At 42.9% G+C, this 14,447-nt stretch carries 10 protein-coding genes; 8 read left to right on the top strand and 2 right to left on the bottom strand.

The annotated features are described in order from the left end of the window. Positions 1 to 6: 6 nt before the first annotated feature. The gene (locus IPM71_05490) at positions 7 to 801 is read right to left on the bottom strand and encodes a thymidylate synthase (protein QQS52188.1); all 795 of its coding nucleotides are present in this window, start codon (positions 799 to 801) and stop codon (positions 7 to 9) included. A 259-nt stretch (positions 802 to 1,060) separates the two neighbouring features. Between IPM71_05490 and IPM71_05485 the strand changes: the two genes are divergently transcribed. From IPM71_05485 to IPM71_05470, 4 genes are all read left to right on the top strand, one after another. Then, positions 1,061 to 2,164, top strand: a complete 1,104-nt coding sequence (locus IPM71_05485) for an AI-2E family transporter (GenBank protein QQS52187.1) — start codon at positions 1,061 to 1,063, stop codon at positions 2,162 to 2,164. Positions 2,165 to 2,212: 48 nt separating this feature from the next. Next, entirely contained in the window at positions 2,213 to 3,106 is an 894-nt protein-coding gene (locus tag IPM71_05480; protein ID QQS52186.1) for a gliding motility-associated C-terminal domain-containing protein, read from the top strand. A gap of 155 nt (positions 3,107 to 3,261) precedes the next feature. Then, positions 3,262 to 4,278, top strand: a complete 1,017-nt coding sequence (gene recA, locus IPM71_05475) for a recombinase RecA (protein QQS52185.1) — start codon at positions 3,262 to 3,264, stop codon at positions 4,276 to 4,278. A 253-nt stretch (positions 4,279 to 4,531) separates the two neighbouring features. Then, positions 4,532 to 7,261, top strand: a complete 2,730-nt coding sequence (locus IPM71_05470; protein QQS52184.1) for a DUF4968 domain-containing protein — start codon at positions 4,532 to 4,534, stop codon at positions 7,259 to 7,261. 89 nt (positions 7,262 to 7,350) lie between these two features. Here IPM71_05470 and IPM71_05465 read toward each other — a convergent pair whose 3' ends face one another. Next, a complete protein-coding gene (locus tag IPM71_05465; protein QQS52183.1) occupies positions 7,351 to 8,736 on the bottom strand; it encodes a gliding motility-associated C-terminal domain-containing protein in 1,386 nt (461 codons plus the stop codon). A gap of 364 nt (positions 8,737 to 9,100) precedes the next feature. Here IPM71_05465 and IPM71_05460 point away from each other — a divergent pair, with 364 nt between their 5' ends. The 4 genes from IPM71_05460 (at position 9,101) to IPM71_05445 (ending at position 14,297) form a co-directional block, all read left to right on the top strand. Continuing rightward, positions 9,101 to 11,407, top strand: a complete 2,307-nt coding sequence (locus IPM71_05460) for a UvrD-helicase domain-containing protein (GenBank protein QQS52182.1) — start codon at positions 9,101 to 9,103, stop codon at positions 11,405 to 11,407. Between the two features lie 104 nt (positions 11,408 to 11,511). Further along, positions 11,512 to 12,108, top strand: coding sequence for a DUF4290 domain-containing protein (locus IPM71_05455; GenBank protein ID QQS52181.1), 597 nt, complete (start codon positions 11,512 to 11,514; stop codon positions 12,106 to 12,108). Positions 12,109 to 12,126: 18 nt separating this feature from the next. Further along, positions 12,127 to 13,431 (top strand): UDP-N-acetylglucosamine 1-carboxyvinyltransferase, encoded by a 1,305-nt coding sequence (gene murA / locus IPM71_05450; protein ID QQS52180.1) that lies wholly within the window; start codon positions 12,127 to 12,129, stop codon positions 13,429 to 13,431. Between the two features lie 248 nt (positions 13,432 to 13,679). Beyond that, complete coding sequence (locus IPM71_05445) at positions 13,680 to 14,297, top strand: SET domain-containing protein-lysine N-methyltransferase (protein QQS52179.1); 618 nt, start codon at positions 13,680 to 13,682, stop codon at positions 14,295 to 14,297. Positions 14,298 to 14,447 lie beyond the last annotated feature (150 nt).

Below are 14,447 nucleotides of genomic sequence, written 5' to 3'. Positions count from 1 at the left end.
CTTGTTTTAAACCGAAATATCGCCTTTAATATGCGGGTGAGCCTGGTAGTTCTCTAATATAAAATCGTCGAATGCAAAGTCGAAGATGGATTTAACGTCGGGATTTAATTTTAAATGGGGAAGAGGAAAGGGTGTTCGTGAAAGCTGGGTTTTTACCTGCTCGAGATGATTCAGGTAAATGTGGGCATCTCCAAGGGTATGCACAAATTCGTAAGGTTCTAAGCCTGTTACCTGTGCCACCATTGCCAGCAAAGCTGCATAGGACGCGATGTTAAAAGGTACGCCCAGGAAAATATCGGCACTTCGCTGGTAAAGTTGCAGCGAGAGCTTGTTGTCGTGCACATAAAACTGAAAGAGAATATGACAGGGTGGAAGTGCCATATTTTCCAGTTCGCCTACATTCCATGCACTCACTATATGTCTGCGTGACGAAGGATTCTCTTTAATGGATTGAATGACCGCTGAAATCTGGTCGATATGCCGGTTTTCGGAGGCTGGCCAGGAGCGCCACTGGTAACCATATACAGGCCCAAGGTTTCCATTTTCGTCGGCCCATTCGTTCCAGATTCGTACGCCATTTTCCTGCAGATACCGCACATTGGTTTCGCCGCTTAAAAACCAAAGTAATTCGTGTATAATCGATTTAAGGTGAAGTTTTTTCGTTGTTACCATCGGAAAGCCTTCTTCCAGATTAAAGCGCATCTGGTAACCAAAAACACCCAATGTGCCGGTGCCGGTGCGATCGGTTCGTTCGTGGCCCTTTTCGAGGGTATGTGCCAGTAAGTCGAGGTATTGTTTCATCCGTCAAATTTTATATTCATAGATCCGATGGTACCCTCATAATCCAATAGCAGTGCATCAAATTCAAGATGCCGAATTATATTCATCCGCCGTATTGTTTGAATTGGGTAAGATATGGATTTGATGGTATAAAAAGTAGGTTAAAGATCCAAAAATAGTGTGCCAGAACTTCAAAGCACTGTATTTTGATAATTATTAATCAAGATTTTGTTAACAGTCTGCTAAACCTTTATCTTAGCATGTTTTAATTCAAAACTGTATGAATCAAACCCTACGGTATATATTAATTGGCCTGGGAGTTATGTTAATTGGATTTTTATTATGGCGTTTTAGCCATATTGTTTCTTACATCATCATATCCGCAGTATTATCGCTTATTGGACGTCCACTTGTCGATGCATTAAGGCAGCTTCAGTATAAAAATATTCGTATGCCCAAGTGGCTTTGCTCCCTGATAACTTTATTTTTTATTTATGGTTTGCTGGTGGGTTTTCTCAGCTTTATTATACCACTGGTTATCACTGAAGTAGATGTTTTATCTACCATCGATCAGCAAAGTGTGATTAATACTTTGAAAGAGCCAATAGGCCGGATTGATGGATTTATTGACCGTTTTACACTCGATAGTCATGATAAGTTTACAATCGAGAACTTTGTGAATGAACGGCTTGCTACGGTTTTCAACGCCTCATTTGTAAGCGATACAGTTTCGAGACTGGCTTCGGGCATGGGAAATATCTTTATGGCATTTTTCTCCATTTCCTTTATTACCTTTTTCTTTTTAAAAGACGAGAACCTATTTACCGAGGCTATCCTTTCGATGGTACCGGACAAGCATCTGGATTCTTTCCGTCATGCCATGATTTCGTCGCGAAAACTTCTGATACGGTATTTTATCGGAATATTTGTTCAAATTCTAAGCATTTTTGTGATGGTAAATATTGGGCTTACATTGCTGGGCCTGGAGATTAGCCAATGTATATTAATAAGTCTTATTGCTGCAGTGTTAACCTTAATACCTTATATCGGGCCCTTGCTTGGGAGCGCCATAGGTGTATTATTGGGCATTTCGGCAAACCTTCATCTGGCTTTTGATAGTGAGTTGTTATCATTGGTGATAGGTATGATTGTTGTTTTTACTGTAGCTCACCTTATTGATAACATTGTTTCTCAACCTCTTATATTTTCTAACAGTGTAAATGCTCACCCTCTCGAAATATTTATTTTACTTCTTGTGGCCGGCAGTGTAGGTGGGGTGCTGGGTATGATGGTGGCTATTCCTTTGTATACCATTATCAGGGTTTTTGCAAAAGAATTCTTCAATAAATTTAAGGTTGTTAAAAAGTTGACTCAGAAAATTTAATCACAGCTGAAACTAAATTCTATATTTACATCAAAAGCTTCAGCCCGAATGATGCGAATGCGTACGTTTCATATTATTTTTCTACTATTTATTGCTCTTTTGCTGCAAGCACAAGCAGATTTCACATCCACCAATCCGGAGGGGTGTATTCCTTTGGAAGTTGATTTTGCCATTGATAGCAGCACCTATGACCTGAGTACCATTACTGCAGTAAGTTGGGATTTTGGCAATGGCACCGTAATTAATGCCGGAGCTTACGATACCGTCACCGCTATCTATAACGATGTTCGTCGTTATTCGGTAAGCCTCACCATAAACAACAACAGCGCAGGCACTGTGGCGCGTTCTGGTTATATCAACGCCCTGGGCCCTTTAAACTCCGACTTCCGTATAGTAAAAGAGAAAGAAGAACCCGATTATACCTATTCCTTTCATCCACTTGTTGAAATGACAGACAATGGCGCCAATTACACTTTTGCCTGGGAGCATTTTGAAGGAGCTACTTCGTTAAGGCGTATCGCCTATTCTGCCAATTATACCAACCCCGAAAATGCCATTGAACAATATACCTATCCCGATACAGGTAATTACAGAGTAGAGTTGCTGGTGCGCATGATACAGTCTACCTATATTTGCGAGTCACTTACTTCAAAGGATTTACCTGTATTCGAAGAATTTGAGGTAGGCAACGTATTTTCTCCCGGCACCACCGATTATTTTGTAGTCGATCCTGAGAATGTTGCCGTGGTTCTTTCCTTTACGCTTTTTTCGCGGGCCGGAATTGAAGTGTTTGAACAGGAAGCACCAATTATTTATTGGGATGGCAAGGATGCCTCAGGAAGGGATTTAAGTGCCGGAGTGTATTTTTATACTATTGAAGCATTGCAAGGCGACACGGCTGGTTTTTACAGTAAAAAGGGATTCATTCACTTGTTCCGATAATCCGCCCACATTTCAATTCCGTTAATTCATGCAATTTTCATAAAACTTTTCGTAAATTTTCTTGCACTCAAATATTCAAATGATTATTTTAATCGCATCGATAACGATTATAATATAATCAAATAGTACATACACCACATTAAATAAACCCAATTATGGCAAAAGAGATTAGCATCGACGATATCCGTAAAGAAAAACTGAAAGCCCTTGAGCTAACCCTTGGAAAAATTGAGAAAGATTTTGGCAAGGGCACCATTATGAAAATGGGGGATCATGCCGTTGAGAATGTACCATCCATTTCCAGTGGTTCCATTGCACTTGATCTGGCTTTGGGTGTAGGGGGCTACCCTCGTGGCAGGGTGATAGAAATTTTTGGTCCGGAGTCGTCGGGTAAAACTACGCTTACCCTTCATGCCATTGCCGAAGCGCAAAAGGCCGGTGGCATTGCTGCATTTATCGATGCCGAACATGCTTTCGACCGTTTTTATGCCCAAAAACTGGGTGTTGACATCGAAAACCTGCTCATATCGCAACCCGACAATGGCGAGCAGGCCTTAGAGATTACGGATCATCTGATCCGGTCTGGGGCCATTGACATTATTGTAATTGATTCGGTGGCAGCCCTTACCCCTAAAGCTGAGATAGAAGGCGAAATGGGCGACTCGAAAATGGGGCTTCAGGCAAGACTTATGTCGCAAGCATTGCGCAAACTTACGGCCAACATTAACAAAACAAATACCACCTGCATTTTCATTAACCAGCTGCGCGAAAAGATTGGTGTCATGTTTGGTAATCCCGAAACCACCACTGGCGGTAATGCCCTTAAGTTTTATGCCAGTATGCGGGTGGATATCCGCAAGATTACGCAGATAAAGGATGGTGAGGATGCCACAGGTACGCGTGTGAGAGTAAAAATTGTAAAGAATAAACTGGCACCACCCTTTAAAAAGGCTGAGTTCGATATGATGTATGGCGAAGGGATCTCGAAAATTGGGGAGATCATTGACCTGGGTGTAGAGAACGATGTGATCAAAAAAGCAGGTTCGTGGTTTAGTTATGGCGACACCAAACTGGGACAGGGCAGGGATGCAGTAAAGCTGTTACTGCAAGATAACCCCGAATTGGCAGAGGAGATGGAGAAAAAAATTGTGGAGCTGCTAAAAGCAAAGTAGATTCAGCTGTTTAAACTATTTAGTACCATATTATAAAATGTCACGCAGGGCTTGTGCTCTGCGTGTTTTTTTATATCGCCTTTAACTTTTAGAAATGCCTGAAGGGAATTAATTAAGTAACCCGTTTTTTGTTGATGATTATTTGCAAAGGACTATTTAAAAATAAATTCAAATAGACGCTTACTTTTATATCGTTCAGTTGTAGAAGAAACATCCAATCGTTTGTATAATTTGAATTTATTTTTTCAGTTTTATGAAAGCACACCCTGGCATTCGACTGACATTTGGGCTAATAGCCTTATTCTTGACGCTACATTCAGCCTTCGCCCAAAACAATTATGTAAGCCATAGCTTTAACGACACTAGCCTAATCCTATCTACTTCCAGCAATACTTATTCAGTTGCTTTTACTACCTCCGAAATTGTGAAGATAGGTTTTAAGCCCGGCACCGTCCAAGCTCATAATACTTCCTATAGCGTTGTGCTCGATCAGGCAATCCCATGCAATCTGGATGAAGATGGATCATCGCTTAGCCTCTCGGTTTCTGGTCTGGAGGTTGAAATTCAAAAGAACCCTGTAACGATATCTTTTAAAAAGACTGATGGGACAGTTCTGATAGCAGAATCAGAAAGCTTGAACAGCTCCTCTGGCATAATCACTGCTTCATTTAATATAAAACCTGATGAGAACTTCTATGGAGGCGGCAGCCGGGCTATACCAGTCAGCCGCAATGGTTACGATCTTGCCATGTATAATGCTCCTTGGTATGGCTATGAGTACGAAGCCTCAAACCTGAATATTGGAATTCCTTTTGTTGTTTCATCTGAAAATTATGGGCTCTTTTTTGACAAGCAACACCCTGGAAACATGCAGGTTGATATGGATGGGAATAACCTGCTCAACTATTCTGTTTATAAGGATGATGAGCTCAGTTATTATTTTATTTCCGGAGGCACTTTCGACCGGGTTATGGATAATTACACAAACCTTACCGGGAAACAACCTCTTCCTCCGCGCTGGGCATTGGGGTTCATTCAATCTAAGTTTGGCTACGAAACCGAGGCGGAAGCCAGGGATATTATTGATGGCCTGCGAAATGATCAATTCCCGGTGGATGCGATTGTACTCGACCTTCAGTGGCAAGGGGGTGTCTTTGACATGGGTGATCTGGATTGGGACCGCTCCCGCTTTCCGGAAGCCGAGACCATGATGAGCGACTTTCAGTCGCTTGGGGTTAAGACAATTTTGATTTTTGACCCTTATTTTCTTAGCACTACTAATAATTTCACGTATCTCGAAGCAATGGGGTTCTTGGCAGAGGATCCGCAGGGCAATAGCTACGAGTTAAATAATTTTTGGGCTGGCAATGCTGGACTTTTAGACATTACGCTGCCTGCTGCTCAGGAATGGCTGTGGACAAAGTACAACCAGAAAATTCAGGAAGGAGTAACCGGATTTTGGAGCGACCTTGGTGAACCCGAACTGCATCCTTCGGATATGGTTCATTCCACTGGAAATGCTGAAGATATCCATAATGTTTACAGTTTGATTTGGGGCGAAATGCTGTACAGAAAGATGATGCAAAACTACCCGGACACACGTCTGTTTAATCTGATACGTTCAGGTTTTGCTGGCATGCAGCGTTATAGCACTTTTCCATGGTCGGGCGATATACAACGCAGTTATAGGGGGCTGTATGCTCAAACGCCTATCCAAACAGGCATGGGTTTAAGCGGGGTAGCCTACATGCATTCCGATCTTGGGGGGTTTACCGGCGGAGGCGAAAATCCGGAATTATATACCCGATGGATACAGTTTGGTGCTTTTTCTCCAGTAATGCGCGCCCATGGCACCGGTATCGACATGGAACCAAATAATTACCCCGAACCTTATAAAAGCATTTGTCGCCGTTATATCCAGCTACGCTATTCGATGCTGCCTTACAACTATTCGCTGGCATGGTTAAATACAACTACGGGTCGCCCACTTATGATGCCGTTAAATTATTTCGAACCCGATAATGCCCTAACAAAAAGCGTAAACGATCAATTCTTTTGGGGAAAAGATATACTTGTAGCACCCGTGCTAGAAGAAGGCGCTGTAAGCCGCGATGTAATTTTTCCTGCCGGAGAGTGGATTGACAATTTTACAGGCAAGGTTTATCAAGGAAATACCAGCGCAAGTATTGCACTGACATTAGGCGAAATACCCTATTTCTACAGGGCTGGAGCACTTATTCCTAAGTCAGAGGTTCAACTCTCTACCGATTTCTTTACACCAGAGGCTTATTCCATTCATTATTACCCAACTGCTAATGCAGGCAAAACACAGTTTACAATTTTTGAAGATGACGGTAAAACAAAATCTAACTTAGAAAGCAATCAATTCACTTTGATTGACCTGGATGCTGAAGCTACCAGCTCTGATCTTTTACTGAAGGTTACTAATCGGGGCCCAGGATCTACGGATCAGCCAGATTCATGCTTAATTGAATTTATAGTACACAATAATGTCAAGAGTCCTGAGTCCGTATCTGTGAACGATGAATTGATTACTCTTGCTTCGAATAATTCTGAATATATGCTGGCAGGGCAAGGGGCTTATTGGAATGCTGATTCAGCATTATTAAAGGTTAAAACAACCCTCAGTAGCGATTCAGTTCAAATAGTAATTTCTGATATCGAGTATTCAACAGCTATGCAGGATATCCTGGATGAGACTATTGCTGGCTTAAACGTATATCCGACCCAAATATCAAACGGGTTTAAGGTCGAGTACACGAATAAGAAAGGAGGCATTGTTACAATTACGTTAACGGATATGATGGGAAGAAAAATTGAAACCCAAATTATTCAGTCAGTCATTCCAGGCACTATTGAAAGTACCTTGTTTAATACAAATAGCCTGAATGCAGGAATTTACTTTCTAAGTGTTTCTGCAAACAATAGTGCGCCAATTACCCGCCGCCTGATAAAATATTAGTGAGCTAGTGATCGATGAATATTTTTGTACATACAAAATCAAAGCCTCCCCTGTCATAGGAGGTTTTGCTTTTTATTGCGAGAATATGCTTATTCGGTATTGAAAACATGAATAGCACCCTTTTTTACATCGCCCAGGTCTACCGATTCGGTAGTGCCAAAAGAAGGAGCCGTTGAAAATTCTTTTATCACATAAAAATAAACCCCTGTAGCTACGTAGCTGGAGGAATTGTTGATTCGTCCGTCCCAGCCGCCCCAATCACGGATATTCCCTTTAAAATAGTGAATTCGCCTTCCATAACGGTTGTATATTGCAATTTCAAAATCTATGATGCTCACATCGTCCAGCCTCCAGATTGGATTGCTTCCGTTGGGAGGAGAAAAAACATTTTGCACTTCGTTGCCATCGCTGGAAGCAAAGCTTGGCTTAGATAATTCGAGATTTATTTTATCCGAAGTATAATAGCACTCTCTTCGAAAATCGAAATAATTGACTACTTCGATCCAGGCTTCGTATACGCCCCATTTTTGGTAAGCATAAACCGTATCTTCCTGTTCGGTGGTAATCTTTACCGAATCTCCAAAATGGTAAACAATCGAGTCGAAATTGAATGCCCCACTTTCGAAACTATAAAGTCCTGGAGCCGATTTCTCGGTGTAATTTTCACCATAAGCCCGGTAATAGAGTGTATCGCGGTCGGGATAATAATCGCGGTCGTTAAGGGGTATATGCTCGGGAGTTTTAAAATCGGCATAGGGCCTTATCGCTGTTACCAACACAGTGTCTTGCCGGACCAGGTTAGCCTTGTCGGTAATTTTTATAATATAGCTGGCATCTTTCCACCACGAATTGTTAATGGAAAAGCGTAAAAGACCATTCAAGGGATCTGCTTCGTTTAAAATGCCGAAACCAGCATCGGGCTGCGGGCTTATTTCCGAACTACTTTTATAACTTAGAGAGTATGTAAGCGTATCGTTTGTGGTGGGATCGAAATACTCCAGTTTGCGTGGTTTGTATTCGACTTCGATGTATCCAATAGCAATGCAATCGCTGCTGGTGAGTGCATCGCGCGTAATGACACCTGCCGGATTTTTGGTGAGAATTTCCACGCTACTCTCATTAATCATCACCCAGCAAATACATTCTAGGGTTGGGGTTCCAACCAGTCGCAACCTATAGCCCTGGGAAAAGGGGCTGTTTGCGATATTAAGCTGCAATTCTCCAGCAGAGAATGGTTGAAATCCTGTACCCGGGATATATTCATCCCATTCGACCTGGTGGGTACTGTATCCGCTTGTATCGGCAAGAAGGAATTTTTGCGGGTTTTCGGCGTTGAAGACAAATAGAGAATCGGGTTTTCCTCCGGCATAGGCCGCTGTATCGGATAAATCGGCATAGGGGGCCGTAATCTGGGTAAATGCAAATTGCGGCAGAAGAATGAAAAGGAGAATATACCCTGAAAGGAGCCTGTGCATTATATTTGTTTGTATATTAAAATTTTAGTGTTAGCATTTCGGTTCGCAGCCCATTAAAAACTGAACGCAGAAAACATCTTAATTTTTGAGGAGTCCTAAAAAATAACTCACAAAAATATCAAATAGTATGGCAGCAGCAAATCTCTTTTTAAATAAACCCGCTCAAACTTAAGCGCCGATCAGAGGGTTTATTGTTCGTATCGATTGAAGCATAAGGTATTTGGCACAGGCAGCTTATATTCTTTGAATACACTGGGTATGCTGTCTGTTAAATTCTTCTGTATAAATAATTGTGAGAAAAACCAAACAGCTATTTGAGAATTGTATTTTTGCCAAAGTTTGGTAAAATGATTGACTAAAAAGAATGAGCAGACTCTTCGAAGGATTAAATGAGGCGCAGGTACTGGCAGTATCGCATTTTCAGGGACCCTCGCTGGTAATTGCAGGTGCAGGTTCCGGGAAAACCCGTGTTCTCACCTATCGTATTGCGCATTTACTGGAGCAGGGTGTAAAGCCTTCGCGCATTCTTGCTCTCACTTTTACCAACAAGGCTGCCAGGGAAATGCAGGATAGAATACACAAACTCCTGGGTAACAACTCCTCGCATTCGCTCTGGATGGGCACCTTCCATTCCGTTTTTGCCCGCATATTGCGTTCCGAGGCCTCCAATCTGGGTTACCCCTCTGATTTTACCATTTACGATACCATCGATTCAAAAAGCCTGTTAAAGTCTATCATTGCTGAATTGAAACTCGACGATAAAATATACAAACCTGGGGAGGTGTTGGGTCGTATTTCGAGCGCAAAAAACAAACTGATTACCCCACAGGCCTATTACAACGACGAGAAAATACGCCAGACCGACCAGATGAACCGTCGTCCGATGATGGCCGAGGTGTTTAAGCTCTATGCCTCGCGCTGCAAAAAATCGGGAGCTATGGATTTTGACGACCTGCTTTTAAATACCAATATCATGTTCCGCGATTTTCCGGAGGTGTTGGCCAAGTACCAGCAACGATTCGATTTTATTCTGGTAGACGAATACCAGGATACCAATTTTGCCCAATATCTCATCGTAAAAAAACTGGCCGAAAAGCATCATAATATCTGCGTGGTGGGTGACGATGCGCAAAGTATCTATTCCTTCCGGGGTGCTATGATCGAAAACATTCTGAATTTCAGAAAAGACTATCCCGAGTGCCAACTCTTTAAGTTAGAGCAGAATTACCGTTCTACCCAAAGCATTGTCAATGCCGCAAATAGCCTTATCGACAAGAACAGTGAGCAGATAAGAAAGACCATCTTCTCAAAACAGGAAGAGGGCCAGCCTTTGAAAGTAGTAAAAGCCCTCACCGATATTGAGGAAGGTTTTTTGGTTTCGTCGCAGATTCTAGACACCTTGCTTGGTCAGCAATTGCAATACAACGATTTTGCGATATTGTACCGCACCAATGCCCAATCGCGTATTTTTGAGGAGGCCTTGCGTAAGCGCAATATACCCTACAAGGTTTATGGCAGCATTTCTTTCTATCAACGGAAAGAGATTAAGGATATGCTTGCCTACCTACGAATGGTAGTAAACCCCAACGACGACGAGGCTTTCAAACGTATCATCAACTACCCGACGAGAGGGATTGGTAAAACCACCCTTTCGAACCTCGAAGAGCTGGCAGCTAAAAAGGATGTTCCTTTGTGGGAAATTCTTATCCATGCAGGAAGCTACAACAATCTCCTTCAATTTAACCAGGGCACTCTATCGAAGCTTACCGTGTTTGCCGATTTAATACGTAAGTACCAACAGCAAGTACAAAGTCTCGATGCTTTTCAGCTGGCCTCTGAAATGGCTGCTGCCAGCGGCATTCTGAAAGACCTGTACAATGGCACTACCCCGGAAGAACGCAGCAAATACGAAAACCTCGAAGAATTGTTAAACGGCATACGCGATTTTGTGGAAACCTCGCGCGAAACTGGCGAAGCCATGGGCATTGGCCATTACCTCGAGAATGTATCCCTGCTCACCGACAGCGACAACGAAAAGGATGAAGACCGTAACAAGGTTAGCATCATGACTATTCATTCGGCCAAAGGACTTGAATTCAAACAGGTATTTATTGCCGGATGCGAAGAAGACCTTCTTCCATCGTCGATGGCAAAAGACAGCCAGCGCGAACTGGAAGAAGAGCGCCGGCTTTTTTACGTTGCTATTACCCGGGCCATGCAGCAGGTAACCATTAGTTTTGCACAGAACCGTTACCGTTGGGGTACACCTACCGATTGCGCGCCCAGCAGATTCCTGAAAGAAATTGCAGCCGAATACATCGAATGGCCGAACGATATGCGTCAAACGACAAACACAGTCGATGCAGGCAGTTTCCCATTCAGAAAAAGAGATACGGGTACTACAACCAATAACTTTCCATTGCGCCCCAAAACCCAGTTCCGCCAGACCCCAAATGCCAATGCACCCATCGACAGCAGTTTTGTAGCCGATTCTCCTGAGAAAATTCAGTCGGGAATGACTGTAGAACATCAGCGGTTCGGGAAAGGTAAGGTAATACAAATCGAGGGCGAAATGCCCAACCGCAAGGCTACGGTGTTTTTTCAGCAGATAAAGGAAGAAAAGCAGCTGTTGCTGAAATTTGCTCGCCTGCGAATTGTTACTATTGAATAGCAAACCATCTAATATATAATCACTTCTGTCTTGAGCACTTTTATAGCAATGGCTTTGGGTGCTTCGATAAATTCGATTAGCTTTGCAGCACATATTTATTAGTTATGGAATTTGATTATAATACCAGCCGGTCGAAATTGATTCTTCCGGAATACGGTCGTAACATCCACCGGATGGTAGACTACATAAAAACCATCGACGACCGCACCGAACGTAACCGTCTTGCTCATTCAGTTGTGGCAGTAATGGGGAACCTTAACCCTCACCTGCGCGACATCAACGATTTTAAGCATAAACTGTGGGACCACCTGGCACTGATTGCCCGCTTCGACCTGGATATCGATTACCCCTACGATCCGCCTCGTCCGGAGACTTTTATCGAAAAGCCAAAGCAGGTAGCCTACGGTACCAGCCGCATCCGTTATCGTCACTATGGACATTCGGTGGAGATGATGGTTAAATCGGCATGCGAACTGCCCGACAGCGATGATAAATACAAGCTTATCAGCCAGATTGCAAACCACATGAAAAAGGCGTACTACTCCTGGAATCGCGAAAACGTGGACGATGAGATTATTCTAAACGACCTCAACACCCTTGGAGGCGGAACCATCGACATCAAAAGAGTATCGCTTACCGATACCCGCGAACTGGTGGCCAAAAAAAAGCATTTCAAAAAACCCTTCAAAAAAGGCAAATAACCACAAACCCGAATAATCATGGGGTCTTTCAAAATTGAGGGCGGGCACCGGTTAAAAGGCGAAATTATTCCCCAGGGTGCCAAAAACGAAGCCTTGCAGGTATTGTGCGCCTGTTTGCTCACTTCCGAAGAAGTTATAATCGAAAACATACCCGATATTGTCGATGTCAACCATCTGATTGATTTGCTTGTTGCATTAGGAGTGGAAGTAAAAAAAACGGACGAGGGAGCTTATTCCTTTAAGGCTGCCCAGGTAAACATCGAATACCTGCTCACCGACGAGTACCGGAAAAAGAGTGCAAGCCTTAGAGGAAGCGTGATGATTGTTGGCCCCTTGTTGGCAAGATTCGGCAAAGGATACATCCCTAAACCAGGAGGCGATAAAATCGGTCGCCGCAGGCTCGACACCCATTTTAACGGTTTTATCGAACTGGGAGCTGAATTTAGCTACAATCCTTCTGAAAGCTTTTACCGTGTTGAAGCCAGCAACCTGAAAGGCAAATACATTTTACTTGAAGAAGCTTCGGTTACCGGAACTGCCAACCTGGTAATGGCAGCTGTGCTTGCAAAAGGAAAAACAACCATTTACCATGCGGCTTGCGAGCCCTATGTGCAGCAATTATGCCGCATGTTGGTAAGCATGGGTGCCAAAATTTATGGAATAGGCTCCAACCTGATTACCATCGAAGGGGTTGACTCACTGGGTGGCTGCAGGCACAGGCTATTGCCCGACATGATTGAGGTAGGTAGTTTTATTGGACTGGCTGCCATGACAGGTTCTGAAATCACCATCAAGAATGTGTCGGTGGAAAACCTGGGGATCATTCCCCGGGCATTTCAGCGATTGGGAATTCAATTCGAATTTCGAAATGACGACATTTACTTGCCCGGTCAGGATATTTACACCATTGAAAATTTTATCGACGGCTCCATTCTTACCATCGACGATGCTCCCTGGCCCGGACTAACGCCGGACCTGCTCAGTGTCATATTGGTGGTGGCTACTCAAGCCAGGGGCAGTGTGCTGATTCATCAAAAAATGTTCGAAAGCCGCCTATTTTTTGTCGACAAGCTCATCGATATGGGTGCACAGATAATACTTTGCGACCCGCACCGGGCCACAGTTATTGGGCTTGAGCACAAGATAAAATTACGGGCAACTACCATGACCTCGCCCGATATTCGCGCTGGTGTAGCATTACTCATTGCTGCCCTTTCGGCCGAAGGAACCTCCACCATCCATAACATAGACCAGATTGACCGGGGTTATCAACAAATCGACACCAGGTTAAATGCTCTAGGTGCCAGAATCAGCCGGTTGTAGCATGGTTAATAAATTCAGCTTAATTTTTAATTAATAGTTGGTTTAAGATTACTTAATGAATCGATATTATGCTTTTATTTGCACAGATTAATTCATACAAAAATTGTAACGACTAAGTCATTGACATCGGACATATTTAGAGCCTTTTTTTTGGTCCCAAACATTGAATATTATTTGATTAGTCCACACAAATACGATGCTTTATTAGTCCCCATCTTTAATCATTAAACTATACAGCTAGGTAAAAAATGATTCACCCATCTACAGAGTTGAGGCACATTAGCGATACCATTGGTTATGGTGTCTTTGCCACAAAATTAATTCCTGAAGGTACCTTGGTTTATGTAAGAGACTGTCTTGAGATAGCAGTCAGTCAATCGGAATATGCTTTGCACATTCCGGAGATGCAATCAATCATCGAAAAGTATTCCTACATCGATGAGCATGGCGACCGTATTCTTAGCTGGGATATCGGAAAGTTTGTAAACCACAATTGCAATTTTAACACCATCAGCACAGGCTATGGCTTCGAGATTGCAGTGCGTGATATTTTTCCGGGCGAAGAAATCACAGACGAGTATGGCATTTTTAATCTGGAGAGCGAAATGTATTGCTTCTGCGGAAGCAGCCATTGCAGAGGTGTGCTAAAAGCTCCTGACTTCGACAGACTATATAAAGAGTGGGATGTGACCATCAAAAAATCCCTGTCCAAAGTGTTCTGTGTCGAACAGCCTCTTATGCCTTTTGCCGATCAGGAAACAGTGCATGAGTTGAAAGAATATCTGAAGAACCCCACAAAGTATAAATCGGTATATCAGCTTCGCTACAAGAAGCTGCCTGTAGGGGTAGAAGTGATAACGAAATAATTTACTTTAGTATTAGAATGATAAAACCGGCAGTTGTATGCTTGTTTTAATGTGCTTAATTTGCCTAAACGGCATTTGTCTAAAAATATGTACGGTAGTTTTATAGTATTTAAATTAATACTTCCTTGAGGGTAGTATTCCTATCTAAAA

The organism is Bacteroidota bacterium, assembly GCA_016699695.1.
GTDB lineage: Bacteria > Bacteroidota > Bacteroidia > Bacteroidales > UBA10428 > UBA10428.
This window is presented reverse-complemented; position numbering and strand designations above follow the sequence as displayed.